At 69.1% G+C, this 22,735-nt stretch carries 30 protein-coding genes and 1 pseudogene; 25 read left to right on the top strand and 6 right to left on the bottom strand.

The features are described 5' to 3' along the window. Window positions 1-8: 8 nt before the first annotated feature. The 4 genes from GGQ83_RS09390 to radC all read left to right on the top strand — a co-directional run bounded on the left by GGQ83_RS09390 (window position 9) and on the right by radC (window position 3,834). Window positions 9-1,037, top strand: coding sequence for an LLM class flavin-dependent oxidoreductase (locus GGQ83_RS09390; RefSeq protein ID WP_184383505.1), 1,029 nt, complete (start codon window positions 9-11; stop codon window positions 1,035-1,037). A gap of 80 nt (window positions 1,038-1,117) precedes the next feature. Further along, window positions 1,118-2,146, top strand: a complete 1,029-nt coding sequence (locus GGQ83_RS09385; protein ID WP_184383504.1) for a YeiH family protein — start codon at window positions 1,118-1,120, stop codon at window positions 2,144-2,146. 126 nt (window positions 2,147-2,272) lie between these two features. Further along, on the top strand, window positions 2,273-3,082 hold the full coding sequence (gene map, locus GGQ83_RS09380) for a type I methionyl aminopeptidase (protein ID WP_184383503.1): 810 nt from the start codon (window positions 2,273-2,275) through the stop codon (window positions 3,080-3,082). After that, the gene (gene radC / locus GGQ83_RS09375) at window positions 3,082-3,834 is read left to right on the top strand and encodes a RadC family protein (protein ID WP_184383502.1); all 753 of its coding nucleotides are present in this window, start codon (window positions 3,082-3,084) and stop codon (window positions 3,832-3,834) included. Before map ends, radC begins: the two co-directional genes overlap by 1 nt. A gap of 59 nt (window positions 3,835-3,893) precedes the next feature. On the opposite strand, the gene GGQ83_RS09370 is transcribed toward radC, so the two are convergent. Then, window positions 3,894-4,100, bottom strand: a complete 207-nt coding sequence (locus GGQ83_RS09370) for a hypothetical protein (protein ID WP_184383501.1) — start codon at window positions 4,098-4,100, stop codon at window positions 3,894-3,896. 336 nt (window positions 4,101-4,436) lie between these two features. Between GGQ83_RS09370 and GGQ83_RS09365 the strand changes: the two genes are divergently transcribed. Beyond that, window positions 4,437-4,751, top strand: coding sequence for a hypothetical protein (locus GGQ83_RS09365; protein ID WP_184383500.1), 315 nt, complete (start codon window positions 4,437-4,439; stop codon window positions 4,749-4,751). Between the two features lie 23 nt (window positions 4,752-4,774). Here GGQ83_RS09365 and GGQ83_RS09360 read toward each other — a convergent pair whose 3' ends face one another. The 3 genes and pseudogenes from GGQ83_RS09360 to GGQ83_RS09350 form a co-directional block, all read right to left on the bottom strand. Beyond that, on the bottom strand, window positions 4,775-6,178 hold the full coding sequence (locus GGQ83_RS09360) for an amidase (protein ID WP_184383499.1): 1,404 nt from the start codon (window positions 6,176-6,178) through the stop codon (window positions 4,775-4,777). 85 nt (window positions 6,179-6,263) lie between these two features. Next, on the bottom strand, window positions 6,264-6,878 hold the full coding sequence (locus GGQ83_RS09355) for a hypothetical protein (protein ID WP_184383498.1): 615 nt from the start codon (window positions 6,876-6,878) through the stop codon (window positions 6,264-6,266). Window positions 6,879-7,140: 262 nt separating this feature from the next. Then, a pseudogene (locus tag GGQ83_RS09350) lies at window positions 7,141-7,731 on the bottom strand (TerC family protein); the annotation flags it as partial. Window positions 7,732-7,935: 204 nt separating this feature from the next. On the opposite strand from GGQ83_RS09350, the gene purB reads away from it, so the two are divergent. The 17 genes from purB to GGQ83_RS09265 all read left to right on the top strand — a co-directional run bounded on the left by purB (window position 7,936) and on the right by GGQ83_RS09265 (window position 19,583). After that, window positions 7,936-9,273 carry an adenylosuccinate lyase gene (gene purB / locus GGQ83_RS09345; protein WP_184383496.1) on the top strand — a complete coding sequence of 446 codons (1,338 nt, stop codon included), beginning with the start codon at window positions 7,936-7,938 and terminating at the stop codon, window positions 9,271-9,273. 115 nt (window positions 9,274-9,388) lie between these two features. After that, entirely contained in the window at window positions 9,389-9,712 is a 324-nt protein-coding gene (locus GGQ83_RS09340; RefSeq protein ID WP_184383495.1) for a hypothetical protein, read from the top strand. A 94-nt stretch (window positions 9,713-9,806) separates the two neighbouring features. Further along, entirely contained in the window at window positions 9,807-10,619 is an 813-nt protein-coding gene (locus GGQ83_RS09335) for an ABC transporter substrate-binding protein (protein WP_184383494.1), read from the top strand. Window positions 10,620-10,846: 227 nt separating this feature from the next. Further along, the gene (locus GGQ83_RS09330; protein WP_184383493.1) at window positions 10,847-11,041 is read left to right on the top strand and encodes a hypothetical protein; all 195 of its coding nucleotides are present in this window, start codon (window positions 10,847-10,849) and stop codon (window positions 11,039-11,041) included. Window positions 11,042-11,066: 25 nt separating this feature from the next. Continuing rightward, window positions 11,067-11,360 (top strand): hypothetical protein, encoded by a 294-nt coding sequence (locus GGQ83_RS09325; RefSeq protein WP_184383492.1) that lies wholly within the window; start codon window positions 11,067-11,069, stop codon window positions 11,358-11,360. Window positions 11,361-11,419: 59 nt separating this feature from the next. After that, entirely contained in the window at window positions 11,420-12,160 is a 741-nt protein-coding gene (locus tag GGQ83_RS09320; protein ID WP_184383491.1) for an NRDE family protein, read from the top strand. 47 nt (window positions 12,161-12,207) lie between these two features. Continuing rightward, window positions 12,208-12,972, top strand: a complete 765-nt coding sequence (purC, locus tag GGQ83_RS09315) for a phosphoribosylaminoimidazolesuccinocarboxamide synthase (protein WP_184383490.1) — start codon at window positions 12,208-12,210, stop codon at window positions 12,970-12,972. A gap of 158 nt (window positions 12,973-13,130) precedes the next feature. After that, window positions 13,131-13,373, top strand: a complete 243-nt coding sequence (gene purS / locus GGQ83_RS09310) for a phosphoribosylformylglycinamidine synthase subunit PurS (RefSeq protein WP_184383489.1) — start codon at window positions 13,131-13,133, stop codon at window positions 13,371-13,373. Beyond that, window positions 13,370-13,627 carry a hypothetical protein gene (locus GGQ83_RS09305; protein WP_184383488.1) on the top strand — a complete coding sequence of 86 codons (258 nt, stop codon included), beginning with the start codon at window positions 13,370-13,372 and terminating at the stop codon, window positions 13,625-13,627. Before purS ends, GGQ83_RS09305 begins: the two co-directional genes overlap by 4 nt. Further along, window positions 13,621-13,848 (top strand): hypothetical protein, encoded by a 228-nt coding sequence (locus GGQ83_RS09300; RefSeq protein WP_184383487.1) that lies wholly within the window; start codon window positions 13,621-13,623, stop codon window positions 13,846-13,848. Before GGQ83_RS09305 ends, GGQ83_RS09300 begins: the two co-directional genes overlap by 7 nt. A 7-nt stretch (window positions 13,849-13,855) precedes the next feature. Beyond that, window positions 13,856-14,527 (top strand): phosphoribosylformylglycinamidine synthase subunit PurQ, encoded by a 672-nt coding sequence (gene purQ / locus GGQ83_RS09295; protein WP_184383486.1) that lies wholly within the window; start codon window positions 13,856-13,858, stop codon window positions 14,525-14,527. 132 nt (window positions 14,528-14,659) lie between these two features. Next, window positions 14,660-15,010, top strand: a complete 351-nt coding sequence (locus GGQ83_RS09290; protein ID WP_184383485.1) for a hypothetical protein — start codon at window positions 14,660-14,662, stop codon at window positions 15,008-15,010. A gap of 180 nt (window positions 15,011-15,190) precedes the next feature. After that, the gene (locus GGQ83_RS09285; RefSeq protein ID WP_184383484.1) at window positions 15,191-15,742 is read left to right on the top strand and encodes a transposase; all 552 of its coding nucleotides are present in this window, start codon (window positions 15,191-15,193) and stop codon (window positions 15,740-15,742) included. A gap of 92 nt (window positions 15,743-15,834) precedes the next feature. After that, complete coding sequence (gene purL, locus GGQ83_RS09280) at window positions 15,835-18,027, top strand: phosphoribosylformylglycinamidine synthase subunit PurL (protein WP_184383483.1); 2,193 nt, start codon at window positions 15,835-15,837, stop codon at window positions 18,025-18,027. A gap of 4 nt (window positions 18,028-18,031) precedes the next feature. After that, window positions 18,032-18,265 (top strand): BolA family protein, encoded by a 234-nt coding sequence (locus tag GGQ83_RS09275; protein WP_184383482.1) that lies wholly within the window; start codon window positions 18,032-18,034, stop codon window positions 18,263-18,265. Window positions 18,266-18,293: 28 nt separating this feature from the next. After that, window positions 18,294-18,629, top strand: coding sequence for a Grx4 family monothiol glutaredoxin (gene grxD, locus GGQ83_RS09270; RefSeq protein ID WP_184383481.1), 336 nt, complete (start codon window positions 18,294-18,296; stop codon window positions 18,627-18,629). Between the two features lie 147 nt (window positions 18,630-18,776). Further along, a complete protein-coding gene (locus GGQ83_RS09265; RefSeq protein ID WP_184383480.1) occupies window positions 18,777-19,583 on the top strand; it encodes a sulfotransferase family 2 domain-containing protein in 807 nt (268 codons plus the stop codon). Window positions 19,584-19,635: 52 nt separating this feature from the next. On the opposite strand, the gene GGQ83_RS09260 is transcribed toward GGQ83_RS09265, so the two are convergent. Together GGQ83_RS09260 and rpsD are read right to left on the bottom strand one after the other, a co-directional pair. After that, window positions 19,636-20,550, bottom strand: a complete 915-nt coding sequence (locus GGQ83_RS09260) for a DUF1796 family putative cysteine peptidase (protein ID WP_184383479.1) — start codon at window positions 20,548-20,550, stop codon at window positions 19,636-19,638. A gap of 87 nt (window positions 20,551-20,637) precedes the next feature. Continuing rightward, window positions 20,638-21,279, bottom strand: coding sequence for a 30S ribosomal protein S4 (rpsD, locus tag GGQ83_RS09255; protein WP_184383668.1), 642 nt, complete (start codon window positions 21,277-21,279; stop codon window positions 20,638-20,640). A gap of 211 nt (window positions 21,280-21,490) precedes the next feature. Here rpsD and GGQ83_RS09250 point away from each other — a divergent pair, with 211 nt between their 5' ends. From GGQ83_RS09250 to GGQ83_RS09240, 3 genes are all read left to right on the top strand, one after another. Beyond that, the gene (locus GGQ83_RS09250; protein WP_184383478.1) at window positions 21,491-21,721 is read left to right on the top strand and encodes a hypothetical protein; all 231 of its coding nucleotides are present in this window, start codon (window positions 21,491-21,493) and stop codon (window positions 21,719-21,721) included. 33 nt (window positions 21,722-21,754) lie between these two features. Beyond that, window positions 21,755-22,012, top strand: a complete 258-nt coding sequence (grxC, locus tag GGQ83_RS09245; RefSeq protein WP_184383477.1) for a glutaredoxin 3 — start codon at window positions 21,755-21,757, stop codon at window positions 22,010-22,012. A gap of 69 nt (window positions 22,013-22,081) precedes the next feature. Then, window positions 22,082-22,585 carry a DUF1178 family protein gene (locus GGQ83_RS09240; protein ID WP_184383476.1) on the top strand — a complete coding sequence of 168 codons (504 nt, stop codon included), beginning with the start codon at window positions 22,082-22,084 and terminating at the stop codon, window positions 22,583-22,585. The last annotated feature ends 150 nt before the right edge of the window (window positions 22,586-22,735 follow it).

Raw genomic sequence — 22,735 nt, 5'->3', positions numbered from 1 at the left:
CTCGGGGAATGTTGCCCGCGCTCTCCATCCTCGACCAGTCCACCATCGTCTCCGGCCGCGACGCCGCCGACGCGATCCAGGAAACGCTGGCGGTGGCCCGCCTCGCGGACCGCCTCGGCTATGCGCGCTACTGGCTGGCCGAGCACCACAACAGCCAGAGCCATGCCGGCAGCGCGCCCGAAATCCTGATCAGCGCCATCGCCGCCACCACCAGGCGCATCCGCGTGGGCAGCGCGGGCGTCATGCTGCCGCATTATTCCGCGCTGAAGGTGGCCGAGCAGTTCCGCGCGCTGGAGGCCATCGCCCCCGGCCGCATTGACCTCGGCGTCGGCCGCGCGCCGGGCAGCGACGGGCGCACCGCCTTCGCGCTCAACCCCAACGCCGCCCAGGCCGCCGACAACTTCCCCGCGCAAATCCGTGACCTGCTGGGCTGGCTGGGCGAGGGCCTGCCGGAGAACCACCCCTTCCGCATGGTCCGCGCCTCGCCCGAGGTGGGGACCGTGCCGGAGGTCTGGGTGCTGGGCAGCAGCGACTACGGCGCGCAGGTGGCCGGCTTCTTCGGCCTGCCCTATTGCTTCGCGAGCTTCATCACGGACGGGCAGGGGGCCGAACAGGCGCTCTCCCTCTACCGCGAGACCTTCCAGGCCACCCGCGGCACCACGCCCAACGCCGCCGTCGCCGTCTATGCGCTGGCCGCCGACAGCCGCGCCGAGGCCGAGCGCCTCTTCGCGCCGCGCGCCCTGTGGCGCCTCTTCCGCGACCGCGGCAACTTCCCACCCTTCCCGACCGCCGAGGAAGCCGAAGCCCACCCCTACACCGAGGCCGAGCGCGCGCGCGTGGACCGCATGCGCGAACGTGCCATCATCGGCACCGGGGCGGAGGTGCGTGACCGGCTGGCCGCCATGGCCGCCGAACTGGGCGTGCAGGAGGTGGCGGTGCTGACCCCCTGCCACGACAAATTCGCCCGCGCCCACAGCATCACCCTGCTGGCCGAGGCCTTCGGGCTGCAACCCAGCCTCCCGCTTGCCGCGGAATAACGCCCGGCGGCCCGGGTTGACGCCCCCGCCGCGCGGGTGGACCGTGCCGCGCATCTCACGTTCCAGGCGAATTCAGACTGATGGCAGCCCCCACCACCGCGTCCCCCACCGGGCAATCCTTCCCGGACAAGCTTCGCAGCCTCGCCCCCGGCCTCGCCCTCTGCTTCGGCATCGCCATCATCGCCATCACCTTGCGGAACATGACGGGGGTGGCGGCACTCAATGCCGTGGTCGTGGCGCTGATCCTGGGCGTGGGGCTCGGCGCCGTCATCGGCCGCCCGGCCAGCCTCAAGCCTGGCATCGGCTATGCGGTGCGGCCCATCCTGCGCGCGGCCATCGTGCTGCTGGGGCTGCAGCTCACGCTCGGCATGCTCTGGGCGCTGGGGCCGGGGGCGCTGGTGCTGGCGCTGGTCGTGGTGGCCGCGACCCTGCCCTTCACCATCTGGCTCGGCCGCGTCATGGGCGTGGACCCGGGTCTGTCCATGCTGATCGGCACGGGCACGGCCATCTGCGGGGCGTCGGCCATCGTCGCCGCCAACCAGGTGGTGCGCGGGCGCGAGGAGGACGTGACCTATTCGCTGGCCGTCATCACCCTCTGCGGGACCGTGGCGCTGGTGGTGTTTCCCTATCTGGGCGAGCTGCTGGGGCTTTCCGCGCGCGTCTATGGCCTCTGGGCCGGGGCGGCCATCCATGAGGTGGTCCAGGCCGTGGGCGCAGCCGCGGCGGGCGGCGAGGAGGCTTCGCAAAGCGGCACCGTGATGAAGCTGGCCCGCGTCTTCCTGCTGGCGCCGGCCATCCTGGCACTCGGCTGGTGGGTGGCCCGCCGCCAGCACGCGGACGCGGCCAAGGTGAAGGCGCCGGTGCCCTGGTTCGCCTTCGGCTTCCTGGCGCTGGTGGCGCTGGGCAGCACGGGCCTCGTGCCGCAGTTCGCGGTGGATGCCAGCCGCTTCCTCGTGCCGCTGATGCTCGCCGCGAGCGTCGCGGCCCTTGGCCTGCAGACCGACCTGCGGGCGCTGCATGCGCGCGGCGCCGCCCCCCTGCTGCTGGGCATCGCCAGCACGCTCTTCATCACCACGCTGGCCCTGCTGGGGGTGCTGCTGATCGGGTAGCGCCGGTTTCCATCACGCCCCATGTTCCCAGCGGCGCCCAGGGCTTCGACGAATTCGGGTTGAAGCCGTGGCCCCGCGCGCGCATCTTGGCGGCTGGATTGGGAATGCGTTTGGTCGGAACCAGGTATGGACAAGCAGCGCGGCGAGGCTCGCCGGATCACTCTACACGCCCCGCAGGATTTCGACGGCGCGCGTCGGGCCGGGCGGCTGGCGGCGGAGTGCCTCGACATGATCGGCGCGCATGTGCGGCCGGGGGTGACGACGGGCGAACTGGACCGCCTGTGTCATGATTTCCTGGTGGAGCGCGGCGCCGTGCCGGCCACGCTGGGCTACCGCGGCTATGCGCATTCCTCCTGCATCTCGATCAACCATGTGGTCTGCCACGGCATTCCGGGCGAGCGGGTGCTGGCCGAGGGCGACATCCTCAACATCGACGTGACGGCGCTGCTCGATGGCTGGCATGGCGACAGCAGCCGCATGTATGCGGTGGGCCAGGTCAGCACCAAGGCGCGGCTGCTGATGGAGGTGACGCACGAGGCCATGATGCGCGGCATCGCCGCCGCGCGGCCCGGCAACACCTTCGGCGATATCGGCCACGCCATCCAGGCCTATGCCGAGAAGCACCGTTTCTCGATCGTGCGGGATTTCTGCGGCCATGGCATCGGCCGGCAGTTCCATGAACCGCCGAACGTGCTGCATTTCGGCCGCCCCGGCGAGGGCGCGCGGCTGGCGCCGGGCATGTTCTTCACCATCGAGCCCATGGTGAATGCCGGCCGGCCCGAGGTGAAGATCCTGGATGATGGCTGGACCGCCGTGACGCGCGACCGCAGCCTGTCGGCGCAGTTCGAGCACATGGTGGGCATCACCGAGACGGGCTGCGAGATCTTCACCCTTTCGCCCGCCGGGCTGCACAAGCCCGTCTTCCAGGCGGGCTGATGGCGCGCCGCCGGGGCATGGAGGAGGCGGGCGGGATGTTCCCGTCGCTTCCGCCCGCCCCGGTCCAGGCCAGCGTGGCCGTGCCCGGCGCGGAGGGCCACCGCGCGCGCATGCGCCAGAAGCTGATCGAGGCGGGGCCCACGGCGCTGCTGGACCATGAACTGATCGAGATGATCCTGTTCCTGGCCCTGCCGCGGCGGGACACCAAGCCCATCGCCCGCGCCCTGCTGGCGCGTTTCGGCAGCTTCGCCAATGCCGTGACGGCCCCGGTGGTGGAGTTGCGCCAGGTGGAGGGCCTGGGCGAGGCGGGCATCGCGGCGCTGCGCGTCGTGCAGGCGGGTGCCACGCGCCTGGCCGCGGCCGAAGTGCGGGACTTGCCGCTGCTGAACAACTGGTCGCGGCTGGAGGAATATCTCACCATCGTGCTGGCGCGCGAGCCGATCGAGCAGTTCCGCATCCTGTTTCTCGACAGCAAGAACCGCCTGATCGCCGACGAGGCCCAGGCGCGCGGCACGGTGAACCACACGCCCGTCTATCCGCGCGAGGTTGTGAAGCGCGCGCTGGAGCTGCACGCGACCGCGCTGATCCTGGTGCACAACCACCCGAGCGGCGATCCCACCCCCTCGCGCGCCGACATCGAGATGACGGCGGAGGTGAAGGGGGCCGCGGCCGCGCTGGGCATCACGGTGCATGATCATTTGATCGTGGGGCGGGGGGTGATCCTGTCCTTCCGGCGGGAGGGGCTGCTGTAGATGGGGGGCAGCGCCGTCCCGCAAGCCCTCTAAAACTTCAAGGACAATGCGGTCGGTCTCTATGGCCGCAGCCGAGCGCGTTCTTCTTCCACAACCTCCCGGATCATCTCGATCAGTTTCCGCCGGGAAAGCGCCGGTGGCTGCTGATCCGCCCATTGGCGCAGCTCCTGCTCCGCTCTGTCGAGAACCGCTGCTGGAACAGACGCGTCGGCCAGCTTTCGCCGCAAGGCTTCCCGCAGCGCGGCCATGAGATCTGGGTCGGACATCGTCTCGCCCCTTGTTGATGAGAGACAGGAACATTCATCTTCTAAAAATGCGCAGAACCTAGTCACAAAAAATTATCGTTTAAAAAAAGCCTTCTAGCCAAACGCTAAACATGTTTAGGAATGAAATTGAACGTAATAATAAAATTTCGTACAAAAAGATAATTTTTTGGATCCGCTATTTACTTTCTACGAAAATTTTGTCAGAGATCTATCACCGGTAGCGTACATAGCCTCTGGCAGGACGCGCGAGGTTACCGGGCCATATGTTGGTATCGAAACGTCGAGGTATCAGCGTTGGTTTCTCGTTACGGCGTTAAAATTTCGTGATGGCAAATAATGATCTCGGTGGAAGTGCAGAAAAGGGCACAAAAAATGGTCAAGCAGTCGCAAGGTAAGGATCAGCCACTGACGGACTGGGCCCCTTTCGCTGTGCCGGATGCGGAAGCCTGGCGTGAACTTCAGCGCCGGCGGCATCTCATTCGCCAAGTGGACAGTCTATCCCAGATTGCACGTGACGAAGGCTATTTTAGCTGCTATGATATCTTGTCGGGTGCGGCGGACAGGCTGCGCCAGCTTCTGATCCTGACGGCGCGCTTTGAGGAACCGATGCCGGCGCCACCCCGGGTCCGAAAGAGCCGTCGCGCCGCATGAGGGCCGCACCTGTTCCCCTCGCCTCACACGGCCACGGGCGTCAGCTTGCCCATCAGCCACCGCGCCACCCCCACCGCATCCGCGTCGCGCTGCTGGGCCCCCATCACCTGCAGCCCCACCGGCAGCCCGCCCACCGCCATCAGCGGCAGCGTCACCGCCGGGCAGAAGATGGCGCTGGCCGGCGCGTTGAAGGCGATGTCGCCGGTCGGGCGGGGGTTCAGCGGCTGACCGGGCACATCGCCCGACCACACCGGCGCGGGCCCGACCGAGGTGAGCGTCACCACCGCATCGGCCATGGTCATCACCGCGGCATAGGCGGCCTGGGCCTCGGCGCGTTCGCGCAGCGCGGCCTGGTAGTCGGCCACACGCATGGCCTCGGCCCCCGCCAGGACCTTCTTCAGCCGCTCGCTGACGCCATCGGGGTTCTTCTCCACCAGCGCCCGGTGCGCCATGCGGTTCTCCCATCGGGTGATGGCGTTGCCATAGGCCGAGGCGCCGTCCACCCGCCGCTCCAGCGTCTCGATCCAGGCGTGGTCGCGCCGGCGCAGCAGGGTGATGCCGGCGGCGGCCATCTGCTCCAGCAGCATCTCGAAGGCGGTGCGGCTCGCGTCATCCAGCCGCGCCCAGCCCTCGGTCTCCAGCACCACCAGGCGGCCGGGGCGGCGCGCCTCGGGGCAGGTGTCGGGGCCCATCAGGCCGGGGTGGCCGGGGTCGCCGCCCGCGCGCTTCGTGATCTCGATGGCGACCTGCCAGCAATCCTCCAGGGTCGCGGCATGCGGGCCGCTGGTGCTCTGGCTGGTGGCCTGGCGCTCGCCGCGGGTGATGGCGCCCTGGGTGGGCTTCAGGGCGAAATTCCCGCAGAAGCTGGCGGGCCGGAGAATGGAGCCGCCCACCTGCGTGCCGATGGCCGCCGGCACCATCCGCGCCCCCACCGCCGCCGCCGAGCCCGAGGAGGACCCGCCCGGCGTCCGCCCCGCGTCGAAGGGGTTGGTGGTGGGGCCGGGATGGGCCCCGCCCAGTTCCGCCGTGACCGTCTTGCCCAGGATGACGGCCCCCGCCTCGCGCAACGCCCAGACGGCGGCGTTGTCGCGCCCGGTGTGGTTCCCGCGATAGGCCTCGCAGCCCATCTCGGTCGGCATGTCGCGGGTTTCCAGCAGGTCTTTGATGCCGATGGGCATGCCATCGAGCGGCGAGAGCGCCTGGCCCGCCTTCCAGCGCGCCGTGCTGGCATCCGCCGCCGCACGCGCCCCCGCCTCGTTCACGGTGACGAAGGCGCGCACCACGGGTTCGCGCGCCGCCATCACCTCCAGGCAGCGTTCGAGATAGGCGCGGGGCGTGTCGCTGCCATTGGCGAAGCCGGGCAGGGCATCCAGCCAGCTCAGGCCGCGGAAATGGGCGGGGTGGTAGGTGTGGGCCTGCTGGTCCATGGCGCGCTCTCCCTCTGTTGTAAGGGGGAGCGTAACGCCGCTTCACGGGGCAGGGGAACCTCACCCCCTCTCAGGGCGTGCGCGTTCAGCGCGCGGGCAGGGACCGCGCCACCTGCAGCAGGAAGGCCCGCGCATCGGCCACGGGGGCGGCGTCGCGCATCATGGTCACGCGCAGGCGCAACACATGCCCGCCCGCCGTGCCCACGCAGAAGGTGCTCTGCACCGGCTGGCGGCCATAGCTGCCCTCCAGCGCGGCGCAGCGCAGCCCGGGGCCGGCGGGTTCGGTGAATTCCTGCACCACGTTCAGCCGCCGGCCCGGCCGCGCGCCGGTCGAGACCTCGTCCAGCCAGCGGGTGTATTCGCCGGCCGCCGCCGCCGGAGCGTCGCCCTGCGCCGGTCGCACCACCTGCACGAAGGCGGCACCGCGGCGGTTGGAGGTGGCGTAGTTCACCTCCAGCCCTTCCATGGGCTGGCGCACGGGCACGGTGGCGCCGCGGGTGAAGCTGTCGGCGCTGGCGGGCAGGGCGGCGGCCAGGGCCTCGGCCGTGGCGGGGCCGGCGCGCACCGCCGTGGGGGCGGGGGCCTGGCCCGCCTGTCGCGGCGCCTCGCAGCCCGCCAGAAGGAGGAGAAGCCCCGCTCCAGCCCAGGCAAGGCGAGAGGTGGCAAGGCGATGAGTGTGGTGGCGCGTCCCGTTCGACATGCCCCAGGGTCTAGAGCAGATCACGCCGGGAGGGGAAGCGCCCGGCGTGAAACCTTTCCGCGTGGGAAGGTTACTCCGCCGGCCGGTCCGCGCGCCGCCGCGCCCGCAGTACCGCATCGGCCATCAGCACCACCACCGCCGTCAGCACCAGCACCTGCAGCACCGTCGCCCCCGCCCAGATCCAGGCGGGAAACACACCCGGCAGCGCCAGGTAGCCCAGCGGCAGCATGAGGAAGGCGTAGGAGCCGGGAACGACCTCCGCCACCTCATTCGTGCCGGCATAGATCATGCTGCCCGCCACGTAGAGGATGATGAGAAGCCCCACCCAGGCGATCCAACGGTGCTTGTTCAGCAGGTTCGCGATGAAGGTGGCGGCGACACCCATCAGCACGACCGAGATGGCGAGGCCCACGATCAGCACATAGGGGTGGTCCTTCGCGGCACCCGCCACGGCCAGCACATTGTCGAGGCTCATGGAGATGTCGGCGATCAGGATCTGGGTGATGGCCTGGCGCATGCTCTTGCGCGGCGCCTCCTTCACCGTGACCGAGCCATCCTCGTTCACCACCTCGCCGTGGCCGCCCTCGCGCAGCTCCCGGTACATCTTCCAGCAGACCCACAGCAGCAGGACGCCGCCCGCCAGCGTCAGCCCCACGATGGCGAGAAGCTGCACCGTGATGCTCGCGAAGGCGATGCGCATCACGGTGGCGGCGACGATGCCCCAGAAGATGGCGGTGCGGCGCTGCGCGGCCGGCAGGCCGGCAGCCGCCATGCCGACGACGATCGCGTTGTCTCCCGCGAGGACGATGTCAATCGCGAGCACCTGGAGAAGTGGAACGACCCATTCCGGCATGGAAGCCTCAACCTTGCATTTTTGTCATCGCGGAAGGAGGCTCCGCGGAAAACACTACTCCCGCCCTGGGGTGGCTTCCAAGCGCCGGGGGCCTACAAGGGCCTGACCCAGCGGTTACATCTGCGCCATCCCCGGCGGCGGCTTGCCCATCCGCCCCCGCTGCGCGAAACCCTTGGCCGACGCACGCTTGCAGGATCAACGCCCATGGTTCCCCGCTATTCCCGCCCGCAGATGGCCGAGATCTGGTCGCCCGAGGCGCGCTATCGCATCTGGTTCGAGATCGAGGCGCTGGCCGCCGAGGCCATGGCGGCCCAGGGCACCATCCCCGAAGCCGCCGCCCGCACCATCCGCGAGAAGGGCGCGGCCCGCGTCGCCAACATCAGCGCCGCCGATGTGGAGCGCATTGACGAGATCGAGCGCGTGACGCGCCACGACGTCATCGCCTTCCTCACCTGGCTGGGCGAGGGCATGGGCGAGGATGCCCGCTTCATGCACCAGGGCATGACGAGTTCCGACGTGCTCGACACCACGCTCGCCGTGCAGATGACCCGCGCGGCCGACCTGCTGATCGCCGATGTGGACGCGGTGCTGGCGGCGCTCAAGGCGCGCGCGATCGAGCACAAGCACACGCCGAGCATCGGCCGCAGCCACGGCATCCATGCCGAGCCCACCACCTTCGGCCTCAAGCTCGCGGGCCACTACGCCGAGTTCGCCCGCAACCGCGCGCGCCTCGTGGCCGCGCGCGCAGAGGTCGCCACCTGTGCCATCTCCGGCCCCGTCGGCACCTTCGCCTCCGTGGACCCGGCCATCGAGACGCATGTGGCGAAGCACATGGGCCTCGCGGTGGAGCCCGTCTCCACCCAGGTCATCCCGCGCGACCGCCACGCGGCCTTCTTCGCCGCCCTGGCGGTCGTGGCGGGCGGCGTGGAGCGGCTGGCGACCGAGGTGCGCCACCTGCAGCGCAGCGAGGTGCGCGAGGCGGAGGAGTTTTTCCACGCCGGGCAGAAGGGCAGCAGCGCCATGCCCCACAAGCGCAACCCGGTGCTGAGCGAGAACCTGACGGGCCTCGCGCGGCTGGTGCGCGGCTATGCCATGCCGGCGCTGGAGAACATCACGCTGTGGCATGAGCGCGACATCAGCCATTCGAGCGTGGAGCGCGTGATCGCGCCCGATGCCACCATCGCGCTGGACTTCGCGCTGATGCGGCTGGCGGGCATGATGGAGAAGCTCACCATCTACCCCGAGCGCATGACGGAAAACCTGGAAAGCCTGGGCGGCGTCGTGCACTCGCAGAAGGTGCTGCTGGCGCTGACCCAGGCCGGCCTCTCGCGCGAGGGCGCCTATGCGGCGGTGCAGCGTGCCGCGATGGCGACCTGGACGAAGCTCGGCAAGGCGGATGGGCGCAACTTCCGCGACAACCTGCTGGCCGACCCCGAGGTGGCGCCCGTCATGGATGCCGCCGCACTGGATGCCGCCATGGACCCCATGCGCGATTTCCGCCACGTCGAGACGATTTTCGCGCGGGTCTTTGGAGCAACTTGATTTCGCCGCCTTTGCGCCATGACCAAATGGTCACATCTCATCTCTGACAGCGGCGGCGGCGGCGGGGTCAACCACTCCGCCCCTCGTGCGTTGCGGGAGGATGATGATGCGCAACATGACAAGGCTGGGGCTGGTGGCGGGGCTGGGACTGTTCCTGGCCGGCTGCGTGGATGACGGGTATCGCGGCGGCGGCGGCGGTTATTACCGTGGCGGTTATGCCGCGGGTCCGGTCTATCGCGCCCCCGCCTATCGCGGCCCCAGCTATTACGCGCCCCCGTCGCGCGGCTATTACCGACCTGACGATCGGCGCTACGACCGGCGCGATGACCGCCGCGCGCGGCCATCCCCCCCGCCGCCGCAGCGCCAGGGCCCGCCGCCCCAGCAGCGGCGCGACAACACGGGCGATGCCTTCCGCGACCTGATCAACCCGCGCCGCTGACCGGGCGCCCCTGATCCCGAGGCGGGGGGCGCAGATTGCCCGGGCGGGGCAGTCTGGGCATCCTGGGTGGATTACGAAAAGGGAAGAAACTCCAATGCATCTTCGTCGCCGTGGCCTCCTGGCCGCGCCCGCCCTGCTGGCCGCCGTCCCGCTCGCCGCCACCCCACTGCGGGCGCAAAGCCCCGCCGAGGTCGCGCGCATCATGGCGCCCTCCGGCACGCTTCGCGTCGCCATCAATTTCGGCAACCCGGTGCTGGCCCAGCGCGACCCCGCGGGCGGCGCGCCGCGCGGCCTGTCGGTGGAGCTGGCCCAGGAGATCGGCCGCCGCCTCAACCTGCCCATCGAGATGATCACCTACCCCGCCGCCGGGCGCGTGACCGAGGCGCTGCGCGAGGGCGCCTGGGACCTGTGCTTCCTGGCCATTGACCCTGTGCGCGCGCGCGGCATCACCTTCACCGCGCCCTATGTGGTGATCGAGGGCGCCTATCTGGTGCGGCAGGACAGCCCCATCCGCGACAATGCCGAGGTGGACCGCCCCGGCATCCGCGTGGCCGTGGGCCGTGGCAGCGCCTATGACCTGTTCCTGACGCGCGAGCTGCGCCACGCGACGCTGGTGCGCGCGCCGACCTCGCCCGCCTCGCTGGAACAGTTCCGCGCCGACAACCTGGAGGTGGCGGCCAACGTGAAGCAGCCGCTGGTGGCCTATGCGGCGGCGAACCCCGATGTGCGGGTGCTGCCCGGCCGCTTCATGGTGATCGAGCAGGCGGTGGGCATTCCGCAGGACCGTGAGGCCGCGATGCCCTGGCTGCGCGCCTTCGTGGAGGAGATGAAGGCCTCGGGCTTCGTGGCGCGTGGCCTGGCGGCGACCGGCCAGACCACAGCCGAGGTGGCGCCCCCCGCCTCATGAGGGAGCGGGGCGGCTGAAAGGGAAGGGTAACGTGATGCGTGTGCTGCTGTTGAGCGTGATGGGCCTGGTGCTGGCCGGCTGCGTGGCCCAGGGGCCCGTCTATCATGCGGGCCCTGGGCATTGGCGCGGGCCCGTGCATGCGGCGCCGGTGTATCGCGCACCTGTTCCCGTCTACCGTGGGCCCGTCTACCGGGCGCCCGTCTATCGCGCACCGGTGTATCGCGGCCATGGCTACCGGGGCCCCGTTCATCGCGGGCATTTCCATCGCGGGCCTGCCTACCGCGGGCCTGGGCATCGGCCGCGCGTGCATCATGCGCCGCGCCACCACCGGCCCCCGTCCCATCACCGCCGCCATCATCACGGACGGCACTGAAGGGGCGCAATCGCGCCACGCTTTGGCCATGCGGGGCGCGTGGAATTAGGAACATCGAAAGGGAGTTCCGCGCGATGCGAAAGCTGATCTTCGGCGCCGTCCTGGGCCTGCTGGGCCTCGGCATTGCCGCCCCCGCGCCGGCCAGCGCCCAGCCGGTGCTGGAGCTGCAGGTGGGTTGGGACCGCCGGGGCTGGCGCCCGCCGCCGCCCATCTACTACGCGCCGCCCCCACGGCCGCGATATTACGCGCCGCCGCCGCGCTATTATTACCCGCCGCCGCCGCCCGTCTATTACGCGCCACCGCCGCCGCGCTACTACGGCCCGCCGCCGCGCCATTGGGACCGGCCGCGCCACCACCGCCACTGGTAGGGCGTCACTGGTAGGGGCCGCCTTGTTCGCGGCGGCGCATCGGGGCCAGATGGGACCCGATGTGCACCGTGATCCTCTCGCGCCAGCCCGGCGCCGCCTGGCCGCTGCTGCTGGCCGCCAACCGCGATGAACGCCTGGACCGCCCCTGGGACCCGCCGGGGGCGCATTGGCCCGAGGCCCCGGGCCTGGTCGGCGGGCGGGACCGCACGGGCGGCGGCAGTTGGATGGCGGTGAGCGCGGCGGGCGTCGTCGCCACCGTGCTGAACCGCCCTGGCAGCCTCGGCCCCGCCGAGGGCAAGCGCTCGCGCGGCGAATTGCCCCTGCTGGCATTGGCGGCGCCCACGGCCGAGGCCGCCGCCGACGCTCTGTGCCGCCTCGATGCCGGCGCCTGGCGCCCCTTCAACGCCGTGGTGGCGGACGCCGACTCCGCCTGGTTCGTCGCCGGGCTCGGTGAGGGCCATGCGACCGCCACAGCCCTGCCGCCCGGCCTGCACATGGTGACGGCCCATCCGCCCAATGATCCGTCGAGCCCCCGCACCGCCCGCCACCTGCCGCGCTTCCAGGCCGCCCCCCGGCCCGCCTTGCCCGACTGGGGCGCCTGGCCCGCTTTGCTCGCGGATTCCGAGGGGGAAGCGGCCGAAATGCTGAACATTCCTCCACTCGGCGGGTTCGGGACGCTGTGCAGTTCGCTGCTGGCGCTGGGGCCGGGTGGCGCGCGGGAATGGATCTTCGCGCCCGGCCCGCCCGACCGCACGCCCTTCGCGCCGGTCAAGCCGGTGGCGGCCCGCGTGGCACGATAATTCTTTGCTGCTATACGGGCGCTGATTCGCCAGAAGGACTGCACGCCATGGCTCGCCGCCGCCAACTTTACGAAGGCAAGGCCAAGATCCTGTTCGAGGGGCCCGAGCCCGGCACCCTCGTCCAATACTTCAAGGATGACGCCACCGCCTTCAACGCCCAGAAGAAGGGCACGATCACCGGCAAGGGCGTGCTGAACAACCGCATCAGCGAGTACCTGATGCAGCGCCTGGGCGAGATCGGCATCCCCACCCACTTCATCCGCCGCCTGAACATGCGCGAGCAGCTGGTGCGCGAGGTGGAGATCATCCCCCTCGAGATCGTGGTCCGCAACGTGGCGGCAGGCTCCCTCGCCACGCGCCTGGGCATCCAGGAAGGCACGCGCCTGCCGCGCTCCATCATCGAATACTACTACAAGAACGACGCCCTGCAGGACCCGATGGTGAGCGAGGAGCACATCACCGCCTTCGGCTGGGCCTCCACGCACGACCTGGACGACATCGTCCAGCTCACCCTGCGGGTGAACGACTTCCTGACCGGCCTGCTGCTGGGCGTCGGCATCACGCTGGTGGACTTCAAGCTGGAATTCGGCCGCCTCTACGAGAATGACGAGATGCGCATCGTCCTGGCCGACGAGATCAGCCCCGACAATTGCCGCCTCTGGGACGCCAAGACCGGCGAGAAGATGGACAAGGACCGCTTCCGCCGCGACCTGGGAAAGGTCGAGGAGGGCTACCAGGAAGTGGCCCGCCGCCTCGGCATCCTGCCGGAAGCGGGTGTGCGCGACATGAAGGGTCCAGAAGTCATGCAATGACCCTCATGAAATCGCCTTCGGCGCTTTCATGAGGACCCCGTTCGGGGCGCTGCATTCTGTTGGGACGGCTCCGCCTCGTCGGGCAAAGCCCGCCGAGGACACCCGGCAAAGCCCGCCGAGGGCACCGGGGGGCCATTGGTATTGGGAAGGGTGTGTTGATGACCAAGCTTCGGGTCACTGTGTTCCCCAAGGCGGGCGTGCTGGACCCGCAGGGCAAGGCCATCGAACGCGCCCTCTCGGGCCTCGGCTTCGAGGGCGTGGGCGAGGTCCGCGTGGGCAAGGTCATGATCGTGGAGGTCAGCGAGACCGACCCCACCCGCGCCCGTGCCCAGGGCGAGGACATGGCCCGCAAGCTGCTCGCCAACACCGTCATCGAAAGCTTCACGGTGGAGCCCGCATGAGCGGGACGACGGCCCCCAACGCGCGCGAACGCTCGCTGCGCGTCTTCGTGGCCGTCTCCTTCGGCTTCGCGGCCTGGCGCGTGCTGCTGGCGCTGGCCTATCTCGCCTTCGGCCCGCCGCTCCCCGGCGACCTGCCGCTGACCGAGGCCTTCTTCCTGCTCTCCAAGGCCTTCCTGGGCGGGTTGTTCTGGCCCATCTCGCTGGCCATCGAGGGCTGGCGCAACCCGCTGGGCTGGATCTTCTACCCGTGGTGAAGACCTCCATCCTGATCCTCATCGTGCTGACGGTGCTGATCACGATGCTGCTGGGCTGGCGGGAACAGCGCCTCTCGGCCGGGCAGGCGCAGCCCCGCCTGGGCTGGTTCGCCCGCAAGAAGAACCTCATCAACCGCGTCTTCGCCGCCGCGGCCATCGCGGCCATCAGCACCATGCTGATCCTGGGCGGCATCCACTGGCTGCGCGTGGCGCAGGGATAGGGCACACATGAACGCCGCCATCATCACCTTCCCCGGCACCAACCGCGAGCGCGACATGGCGCTCGCGCTCCGCGCCGCCACCGGCCGCCGGCCCACCATGCTCTGGCACCGCGAGACGGCGCTGCCGAGCGGTCTGGACCTGGTCGTGCTGCCCGGCGGCTTCTCCTATGGCGACTACCTGCGCTGCGGCGCCATGGCCGCGCAATCGCCCATCATGGCCGCGGTGCGGGACTTCGCCGCGCGCGGCGGCCATGTGCTGGGCGTCTGCAACGGCTTCCAGATGCTGACCGAGGCCGGCCTGCTGCCCGGCGCCCTGCTGCGCAACGCGTCCCTGCGCTTCCTCGCCATGGATTGCGTGATGCGGGTGGAGCGCGCGGACACGCCCTACACCGCCCATTTCCAGCGCGGCGCCACCTTCCGCGCCACCATGGCCCATGGCGACGGCAACTATTTCTGCGACGCCGAGACGCTGGCCAGGCTGGAAGGCGAGGGGCGCGTCGTGTTCCGCTACGAAGGCGAGAACCGCAATGGCAGCATCGACGCCATCGCCGGCATCTGCTCGGCCAATGCGCGCGTGCTGGGGCTGATGCCCCACCCCGAGAACTGCGTGGACCCGCTGGTGGGCGGCACGGAAGGCCTGCCGATCTTCACTTCCATCGCGGCGCATGTGGCGGCCTGACACCGCCGTCACCGACCGATACCGCGCGCCCCTTCCTCGCCATCTTCGCAACGCATCCCGGACGGTTTGTGAACGTTACATCTCCCTCAAGCCCCGGAAGTCCCGGGCCGATGTGAGAGAGGGAGGCGTAGTATGAACCGCCGCAAATTCCTGTTCCTGGGTGCCGCCGTCGCCATGGGTGGCGTGGCCGCCAGCGTCCCCGAGGCCGAGGCCGCGCTGCCCCGCCCCATCACCCCCACCCTGCCCGAGGGCCCCACCACGCCGCAGACACTCGACCTGCCGGCCGATGACGCCGCGGAATTCGACGCGCTGCTGGAAGAGGTCCAGTGGGGCCCGCCGCCGCACCGTGGCCCGCCGCCCCGCCGCGGCCCCCCGCCGCGCCGCCGCCGCCGGCGCTGCTGGATCGAGAATGTCCGCGTGCGCTACACGGACCGCTTCGGCCGCCCGTCCTGGCGGATGGAGCAGCGGCGGGTGTGCCGCTGACACGAGTCGGGCGCGGCTGAGGCCGCGCCCGCCTTTCAGAACAGGGACAGCAAGAAGCCCCATATCCCGGCCAGCTTGCCGCCCCATCGCTCTTCCAGCGTTTCCTCGACCATATCCGGACCTTTCGCACCACCAGGGTTTTCCTTGCCACCGCAATGAGCGGGTGGCTATACAGGAAAAATGTCCTACGCGCCGCGCATCCCCATCCGTCCCCTGACCGACCTGGAGTGGCACGCCCTTCTTCCCTACGTCCTCCGCCGCTCTCCCCAGGGCCGCCAGATCGGGGATCTGCGCGCGCGGATGAACGCGCTGTTTCGCCTCACCGCCACCGACGCCCCTTGGAAGGACGCCGCCGCGCCGGGAATCGCGGCCGAGAGCCTGGCCCGCTACTACCGCCGCCTCACGCATGCCGGGTTGTGGGAACGCCTGCTCCAGGCCCTGCACGACGCGGCGCCGAACCATCCGCTGCGCGGCATCGAGGCCATGATCTGCCGCGCCGCCCGCCGCGCCCATCGTCTGCGGGGGTTGGGCCTGCTGGTCCTGGCCCGGCGCCTGGGCTTCCGCCGCGCCCTGAACGGCCCGCCCTGGCTGCTGCCCCACCCGGATTTGTCCGAAAACCTGCTGGAGGCCGGCCCGCCCGCGCCGCATTTGCGAAAACCCTGGCTGCGTGTGCTGAAGGCGCTGGTCGGGCGGCAATCCATCCCCCGCGCCGTGCGCCTGGCCTGGGTGTGAGGGGCCTGGGTATGAGGCACCTGGGCGTGCCGCGCCCCAGCCCAGCGAAGCCCGGTCTGGACAAGCGCCACGCCCCGCCCGACAAACCGGGCATGAGCCACGTCACGCCCCTCGACCCCGCGCGCGCCCGCCAGCTCGGCGCCGAATTCGGCCTCAAGCCCGATGAGTATGAGAGGGCGCTGGCCATCCTCGGCCGCACGCCCAGCCTCACGGAGCTAGGCATATTTTCCGTGATGTGGAGCGAGCATTGCTCCTACAAATCCTCCCGCGTCTGGCTGAAGCAGTTGCCCACCAAGGCGCCCTGGGTGCTGGTCGGGCCTGGTGAGAATGCGGGCGTGATCGAGATCGGTCAGGGCCTGGCCGCCGTCTTCAAGATGGAAAGCCACAACCATCCGAGTTTCATCGAGCCCTACAACGGCGCGGCCACCGGCGTGGGCGGCATCCTGCGCGATGTGTTCACCATGGGCGCGCGCCCCATCGCGAACCTGAACGCGCTGCGCTTCGGGGAACCCACGCACCCCCGCACCCGTCGCATCCTGGACGGGGTGGTGCGCGGCATCGGCGGCTATGGCAACTGCGTGGGCGTGCCGACCGTGGGCGGCGAGGTGAATTTCCACCCCGCCTACAATGGCAACCCGCTGGTGAACGCCATGACGGTGGGCATCCTGAAGGAGGACCGCATCTTCACCGCGGCCGCGACGGGGGTGGGCAATCCGGTGGTCTATGTGGGCTCCAAGACCGGGCGCGACGGCATCCATGGCGCCACCATGTCCAGCGCCGAATTCAACGCCGATGCCGAGGAAAAGCGCCCCACGGTCCAGATTGGCGACCCCTTCGCGGAAAAGCTGCTGATCGAGGCCTGCCTGGAATTGATGGAGACGGACGCCATCGTCGCCATCCAGGACATGGGGGCCGCGGGCCTGACCAGCAGCAGCGTCGAGATGGCCGGCAAGGGCGGCATGGGCATCGTGCTGGACATGGAAAAGGTGCCCCAACGCGAGACGGGCATGACCGCCTATGAGATGATGCTGAGCGAAAGCCAGGAGCGCATGCTCATGGTGCTCAAGCCCGGGCAGGAGCATGTGGCCGAGGCCATCTTCCACAAATGGGAGCTGGACTTCGCGGTCATCGGCCATCTGACCGACACGGGCCGCATCGAGATCCGCCACCACGGGGTGCTGGAAGCCGACATCCCGCTGGCGCCGCTGGAAAGCGAGGCGCCGCTCTACCACCGCCCCACGGAGGAGACGCCGAAGCAGCCCATGCTGGGCCCGGTGGCGGACCCGGTGGGGATCGCGGCCGCGCTGGAGAAGCTGGTGGCCAGCCCCGACCTGTGCAGCCGCCGCTGGATCTGGGACCAGTATGACGCCCAGGTGGGCGGGCAGACCAGCAAGCGCCCCGGCCAGGCCGATGCGGCGGTGGTCCGCGTCGAGGACCACAAGCTGGCGCTCGCCATGACCACCGACTGCACGCCGCGCTATGTGCTGGCGGACCCCGAGGAGGGGGGCAAGCAGGCGGTGGCCGAGGCCTGGCGCAACCTGACGGCGGTGGGCGCGCTGCCGCGCGCCATCACCGACAACATGAATTTCGGCAACCCGGAAAAGCCCCGCATCATGGGGCAGTTCGCAGGTGCCGTGCGCGGGATGGCCGCGGCCTGCACGGCGCTGGATTTCCCGGTGATCAGCGGGAATGTGAGCCTCTACAACGAGACCGAGGGCCGCGCGATCCTGCCCACGCCCGCCATCGGCGGGGTGGGCGTGCTGGAGGATGTGGCCCAGGCGGTGGGGCTGGCCATGCCCGCCGGCTGCGACATCGTGGTGGTGGGTGAGACCCGGGGCTGGCTCGGCCAGTCGCTCTGGCTGCGCGAGATCGCAGGAAGGGAGGAGGGGGCGCCGCCGCCCGTGGACCTCGCCGCCGAGCGCCGGAACGGGGATTTCGTGCGGGGGCAGATCCTGGCCGGTCGCGTGCGCGCCTGCCATGACGCCGCCGATGGCGGGATGCTGGTGGCACTGGCCGAGATGTGCATGGCCTCCGGGGTCGGTGCGGAGATCACCCGCCAAGGCGACCACGCCTTCTGGTTCGGCGAGGACCAGGGCCGCTACATCCTGGCCGTTGAGGATGGCGCGGCCCTGCTGGAGGCCGCGCGGGCGGCCGGTGTGCCCGCGGAACGATTGGGACAATCCTCAGGCCGCACCTTGGTTCTGCCGGGGGCGAATGCCATAGATATATCAAGGCTGGCCGCGGCGCATGAGGCGACGCTGCCGGCGCTGATGCAGGGGGTCTGACCACATGCCGATGCAACCCGTCGAGATCGAGGCCCTGATCAAATCGGCCCTGCCCGACGCCCAGGTCACCATCGAGGATTTGGCGGGCGACGGGGACCACTATGCGGCGCGCGTCGTCTCGGAATCCTTCCGGGGCCTGTCCCGCGTCAAGCAGCACCAGCTTGTCTATGCCGCCTTGCAGGGCCGTATGGGGGGTGTGCTGCACGCCCTCGCCCTGCAGACGAGCGCGCCCGAATGATCCGCCACCCCTTCCAAGGAACCTTTCCATGAGCGACGTGAACGCGCGTATCGAGGCCGAGCTGAAGGCCAACCCCGTTGTGCTCTACATGAAGGGCACGCCGGTCTTCCCGCAGTGCGGCTTCTCGGCCCGGGTGGTGCAGATCCTGAGCCACGTCGGCGTCCCCTTCAAGGGCGTGAACGTGCTGGAGGACATGGAAATCCGCGAGGGCATCAAGGCCTACACGAACTGGCCGACCATCCCGCAGCTCTACGTCCAGGGCGAGTTCGTGGGCGGCTGCGACATCGTGATGGAGATGTTCCAGTCGGGCGAGCTGCAGGCCATGCTGAAGGAAAAGGGCCTGCCGACCACGGAACAGGCGTGACGGCGGGGCGATCCGCCCTGTCCCGCGGCACGCCGCACCTCCTTTTCCCGACCCAGGCTTTGCGCGGGGGGATGTGCGGGGTGCGGCGCCTGCCTTTGAACCCGGATGCGGGTGCTTTGGCCTATTCCCCTCTGCTGGGTATGTTTGATGTCTGACGCCTTTATTGATCACGGACGGCTTATTTTTCTTCATATTCCCAAGACAGCCGGCACTTCGCTGCATGATGTCCTGACAGGGTATTTCCAAAGGAAAGAAATCTGCCCGGAACGGCGGCGTGACCTGTCCCATAAGCCAAAGGAATACTTCAAGCCCTACCGTTTCTTTTCTGGGCATTTCACCGCGGAATCGATCGCGAGGGTGCCGGGGAGGAAATTCGCGTTCACTGTCCTCCGCAATCCCTATGAGCGGATCATGTCGCTTTACTATTTTTGGCGGCGACATAGTGATTCAGTTATTCAAGCGAATAATTTGGCTGGCCCGCGATTGGCACGCCAAGTTAGTCTGAAGGAATTTTTATCTATTGATATGCCGATTCCGAGAAATTACATCAGAAATGAAATGGCTAGGGTGTTGGCTGGCGATGTATTCACCGAAAAAAATGATACATATTACGAAGTGAAGGATGGGAAGCGGATTTCCATCGAGAAATCTGAAATCATCAGGCGCGCAACGGCAACGCTAAACCAGATGGATTTCGTTTTCTTCGTCGAAACGCTGGGCCGAGACTTTCCCATACTGTGTAAAATGCTCGGCATAGATCCGGTGCCGGCGTTTCCGAGAAAGAACACGCGCGATGAGCTGCGGCCTGACCTGGAAACGGTGCAGGAAGAGGTGCTGGATGATGAACACCTCGACTTGCTGAAGCAGAACACGGAGCTGGACCGCATCATCTACAGCCTGGCGCAGGTGCGTCATGCGGAGGTGTTGCGCCGCCAACCGCCGGGCCCCGAATGATGAACGGCGCGGCCCGGCCCAGCCTGGCCGCGGGTCGCGCCGATGATGCGGCCTACAGTGCGATGCTGCCGAGCGCACCCCGCAGCATCACGACTTCGTCCAGCGGATCCAGGAAGGCGATGCCCTGCGCGCCGGCCAGCGGGCGGCAGCGCAGCAGGCGATGGGGGCCGAAGCTTTCGGCCAGTTCCATCTCGGGGAAGGGGCCTTCGGGCGGACCTTCCACCAGGGCAATGGTGACCATGGTGACACCCCGCGCGGAACGGTCCAGGAACTCGGCTGTTTCGGCGAAGACGTCCCGGGTGTTTTCGAACTCCTCCGTGACCTGCAGCAGCAGCTTGCCGTGCAGGCCCCGCAGGGCCTCACGCATGCGGATCACACCGCGTTGAAGGGCCGCATATCCTTCCTTGGTGGTCGGATCCTTCACGTGGAAGATGGTGGACCCATACAGTTCCGAGAAGCGCGTGTGCCGGCACAGATGCCCAGTGGCGCCCGGGGGGCGCACCGAGGCGGGGATGTGTTCATGCTCGTCCGGGGAGAGGAGCAGGTTGAAATCATCCACCAGGCAATCGCGCACGGCCTCGGGCGGGATGGTCATCCAATCGAAGGGGTTGGCCCAGCGGCGCAGTCCGGAGCGACGCAGCATCCCGGCCACGGAGGGTTCGCAGCCCAGGCCGATGCAGGACAGCGCCACGGGGCGCGCTTCCATGGCGGGGGTCATCACATATTCGGTGGGCTTGCCGATACCGGAGGTGAGCTGCTTCTTCTGCGCTTCCTCGGTGTTCGCGATCATGCGGATGAAGTCGCTGCTGACATCCGTCAGGCTGCGGTCCCGCAGGCGCTTCTCCAATTCCTGCGAGAACTTGGTCAGCCAGGTCGGATCCACATCCCGCTTGAGGAGCGCGAGATGGGAGCCGCGGATGATGGCTTCCACCACATCGCGGAGGGGAGTCGGGTCGGGGACGGGCATGGCCCCTGTGTCGCGCGCGGTGCGGCCGGCGTCAACGGAGGGCGGAAGGGTGGCCGCCCCGGCGCGAGGGCCGGGGCGGCGGTGTCATCAGCGCGAGTAGAACTCGACCACCAGGTTCGGTTCCATCTGCACCGGGTAGGGAACGTCCGCGAACTTCGGGGTGCGCAGGATGCGGCCCTTCATGGCGCGGTGGTCCACCTCGATGTATTCCGGCACGTCGCGGCCGGCCTCGTGGGTGGCGTCCAGCACCATGGTCAGCTGCTTGGACTTTTCCTTCACCTCGATCACGTCCGTGTCGCGGACGCTGTAGGAGGGAATGTTCAGCCGCTTGCCGTTCACCGTCACATGGCCATGGTTCACGAACTGGCGCGCCGCGAAGGGCGTCACCGCGAACTTCATGCGGTAGATGATGGTGTCCAGCCGGCGCTCCAGCAGGTCGATCAGGTTCTCCGAGGTGTCGCCCTTCCGGCGGACGGCTTCCTCGTAGTACTTGCGGAACTGCTTCTCGCCGATGTTGCCGTAGTAGCCCTTCAGCTTCTGCTTCGCCATGAGCTGCACGCCGAAATCCGTCGGCTTCTGCTTGCGGCGCTGGCCGTGCTGGCCGGGACCATAGGTGCGGGCACCCTGCTCGCCCTTGCGGGGCTTGGACACCGGCGACTTCGCGCGGCCCCAGAGGTTCTCACCCAGGCGGCGATTGATCTTGTACTTGCTGGCAAGGCGCTTCGTCATGCGCGGCACCCCATCGCCCTTGCGGGGATGGGCCTTCTTCTCGCGGCCACCCGTGCGGGGCATGGGCCGCTGGATTGTCCCGGTAGGCTCCTGCCGGATGGCAGATGCGGGCGCACGCCCCGAAGGCGTGTCCTCGTTCCCAGGAATGACGCGGGCTTAGGGGGTGGCGTGGGCCTTGTCAAACCGGCCGCCGCACCCTTACTCCCCACGCATGGTAACGCGCGCGGATATCCTGGTGCTTGGCCTCACGGCGGGCGTGGTCGGCTGCCTGGTGGGCGGCATGATGTTCGGCATCGGCATGGGCCTCGTGGTGCAGAGCGCGCATATCGGCTGGCTGCTGGTGCTGCCCTCCGCGCCCGTGGCCGGCATGCTGGGCTATGTGCTGGCGCGCAAGCTGGCCCGCAAGCTGGAACCAGCCGCGGGCGGCAGCCACACCCCTTGACGAGGCGGGGGGGCGGCCCCCTTCTATTTCGTCATGGCAAAAGTCGAGATCTACACCCAGCCCTTCTGCCCCTACTGCGCGCGCGCCGTGGGCCTGCTGACGCGCAAGGGCGCGGATTTCACCGAGATAGACGCACCCAATGGCAGCCAGGCCCGGAAGGACGCCATCGCGCGTTCGGGCGGCCGGACCACGGTGCCGCAGATCTTCATCAATGGCGAAGCCATCGGCGGCTCCGATGACCTGGCCGCGCTGGACCGCGCGGGCAAGCTGGACGCGCTGCTGGCCGTCTGACCTTCGCAAGCCGGGCGAATGCCTTACATATGTCATACGGCCGGGATGGACCGGCTTGGATAGACCGGGATGATCCGTTTTTCGCTCCGCTGCGCCGAGGCGCATGAATTCGAAAGCTGGTTCAAGGACGGCGCGGGTTTCGACCGCATGTCGGCCGCGGGGCTGGTGGAATGCCCCGTCTGTGGCGACACGCATGTGACCAAGGCGCTGATGGCGCCGGCCATCCGCAAGGTGCCTGGCGTGAAGGGCCGGGCGGAGGCCCCCGCCGACACGCCCCCCGCCAAGCCGCAGCCCACGCAGCCCGCCGCCATACCCGCAGCCCCTGGGGGCCGCGTCGCCGCCGGCCCGCTGCCCGCGCAGATGCTGGCCCTGCTGCAGCGCATGCGCGCCGAGGTCGAGAAGAATTGCGACTATGTGGGCCCCGACTTCGCGGAGGAGGCGCGCCGCATCCACCAGGGCGAGGCCGAGGCCCGCGGCATTTATGGCGAGGCGACCGAGGAGGAGACCGAGGCGCTGCGCGAGGAAGGCATCGAGGTGGCGCAACTGCCCTGGGTGCCGCCCAGCGACGGGTGAGTGTTTCCGCCCTCAGGCGCCGGGCGCCGCCTCAGCCGGATTTTCCCGCCCTCAAGCGCCGGGCGCCGCCTCCGGCGGCTTGGCTTCCGCGCCGCGACGGGTGCGCTGACGGGTCGGGTCCACTGGGCGCGCCGGCCGCCTTGCGGCCGG

Source organism: Roseococcus suduntuyensis, from assembly GCF_014196305.1.
Classification (GTDB): Bacteria; Pseudomonadota; Alphaproteobacteria; order Acetobacterales; family Acetobacteraceae; genus Roseococcus; species Roseococcus suduntuyensis.
This window is presented reverse-complemented; position numbering and strand designations above follow the sequence as displayed.

Coding starts and splice junctions, on each gene's coding strand:
- GGQ83_RS09370 (WP_184383501.1), bottom strand. CDS start 4,100: ATGTCCGACCCAGATCTCATGGCCGCGCTGCGGGAAGCCTTGCGGCGA.
- GGQ83_RS09250 (WP_184383478.1), top strand. CDS start 21,491: ATGGTAACGCGCGCGGATATCCTGGTGCTTGGCCTCACGGCGGGCGTG.
- GGQ83_RS09365 (WP_184383500.1), top strand. CDS start 4,437: ATGATCTCGGTGGAAGTGCAGAAAAGGGCACAAAAAATGGTCAAGCAG.
- purB (WP_184383496.1), top strand. CDS start 7,936: ATGGTTCCCCGCTATTCCCGCCCGCAGATGGCCGAGATCTGGTCGCCC.
- grxC (WP_184383477.1), top strand. CDS start 21,755: ATGGCAAAAGTCGAGATCTACACCCAGCCCTTCTGCCCCTACTGCGCG.
- GGQ83_RS09290 (WP_184383485.1), top strand. CDS start 14,660: ATGAACCGCCGCAAATTCCTGTTCCTGGGTGCCGCCGTCGCCATGGGT.
- rpsD (WP_184383668.1), bottom strand. CDS start 21,279: ATGACGAAGCGCCTTGCCAGCAAGTACAAGATCAATCGCCGCCTGGGT.
- GGQ83_RS09360 (WP_184383499.1), bottom strand. CDS start 6,178: ATGGACCAGCAGGCCCACACCTACCACCCCGCCCATTTCCGCGGCCTG.
- GGQ83_RS09390 (WP_184383505.1), top strand. CDS start 9: ATGTTGCCCGCGCTCTCCATCCTCGACCAGTCCACCATCGTCTCCGGC.
- purC (WP_184383490.1), top strand. CDS start 12,208: ATGGCTCGCCGCCGCCAACTTTACGAAGGCAAGGCCAAGATCCTGTTC.
- purS (WP_184383489.1), top strand. CDS start 13,131: ATGACCAAGCTTCGGGTCACTGTGTTCCCCAAGGCGGGCGTGCTGGAC.
- GGQ83_RS09330 (WP_184383493.1), top strand. CDS start 10,847: ATGGCTACCGGGGCCCCGTTCATCGCGGGCATTTCCATCGCGGGCCTG.
- GGQ83_RS09305 (WP_184383488.1), top strand. CDS start 13,370: ATGAGCGGGACGACGGCCCCCAACGCGCGCGAACGCTCGCTGCGCGTC.
- GGQ83_RS09340 (WP_184383495.1), top strand. CDS start 9,389: ATGACAAGGCTGGGGCTGGTGGCGGGGCTGGGACTGTTCCTGGCCGGC.
- grxD (WP_184383481.1), top strand. CDS start 18,294: ATGAGCGACGTGAACGCGCGTATCGAGGCCGAGCTGAAGGCCAACCCC.
- purL (WP_184383483.1), top strand. CDS start 15,835: ATGAGCCACGTCACGCCCCTCGACCCCGCGCGCGCCCGCCAGCTCGGC.
- GGQ83_RS09320 (WP_184383491.1), top strand. CDS start 11,420: ATGTGCACCGTGATCCTCTCGCGCCAGCCCGGCGCCGCCTGGCCGCTG.
- map (WP_184383503.1), top strand. CDS start 2,273: ATGGACAAGCAGCGCGGCGAGGCTCGCCGGATCACTCTACACGCCCCG.
- GGQ83_RS09265 (WP_184383480.1), top strand. CDS start 18,777: ATGTCTGACGCCTTTATTGATCACGGACGGCTTATTTTTCTTCATATT.
- GGQ83_RS09335 (WP_184383494.1), top strand. CDS start 9,807: ATGCATCTTCGTCGCCGTGGCCTCCTGGCCGCGCCCGCCCTGCTGGCC.
- GGQ83_RS09355 (WP_184383498.1), bottom strand. CDS start 6,878: ATGTCGAACGGGACGCGCCACCACACTCATCGCCTTGCCACCTCTCGC.
- GGQ83_RS09260 (WP_184383479.1), bottom strand. CDS start 20,550: ATGCCCGTCCCCGACCCGACTCCCCTCCGCGATGTGGTGGAAGCCATC.
- GGQ83_RS09285 (WP_184383484.1), top strand. CDS start 15,191: ATGTCCTACGCGCCGCGCATCCCCATCCGTCCCCTGACCGACCTGGAG.
- GGQ83_RS09385 (WP_184383504.1), top strand. CDS start 1,118: ATGGCAGCCCCCACCACCGCGTCCCCCACCGGGCAATCCTTCCCGGAC.
- purQ (WP_184383486.1), top strand. CDS start 13,856: ATGAACGCCGCCATCATCACCTTCCCCGGCACCAACCGCGAGCGCGAC.
- radC (WP_184383502.1), top strand. CDS start 3,082: ATGGCGCGCCGCCGGGGCATGGAGGAGGCGGGCGGGATGTTCCCGTCG.
- GGQ83_RS09275 (WP_184383482.1), top strand. CDS start 18,032: ATGCCGATGCAACCCGTCGAGATCGAGGCCCTGATCAAATCGGCCCTG.
- GGQ83_RS09325 (WP_184383492.1), top strand. CDS start 11,067: ATGCGAAAGCTGATCTTCGGCGCCGTCCTGGGCCTGCTGGGCCTCGGC.
- GGQ83_RS09240 (WP_184383476.1), top strand. CDS start 22,082: ATGATCCGTTTTTCGCTCCGCTGCGCCGAGGCGCATGAATTCGAAAGC.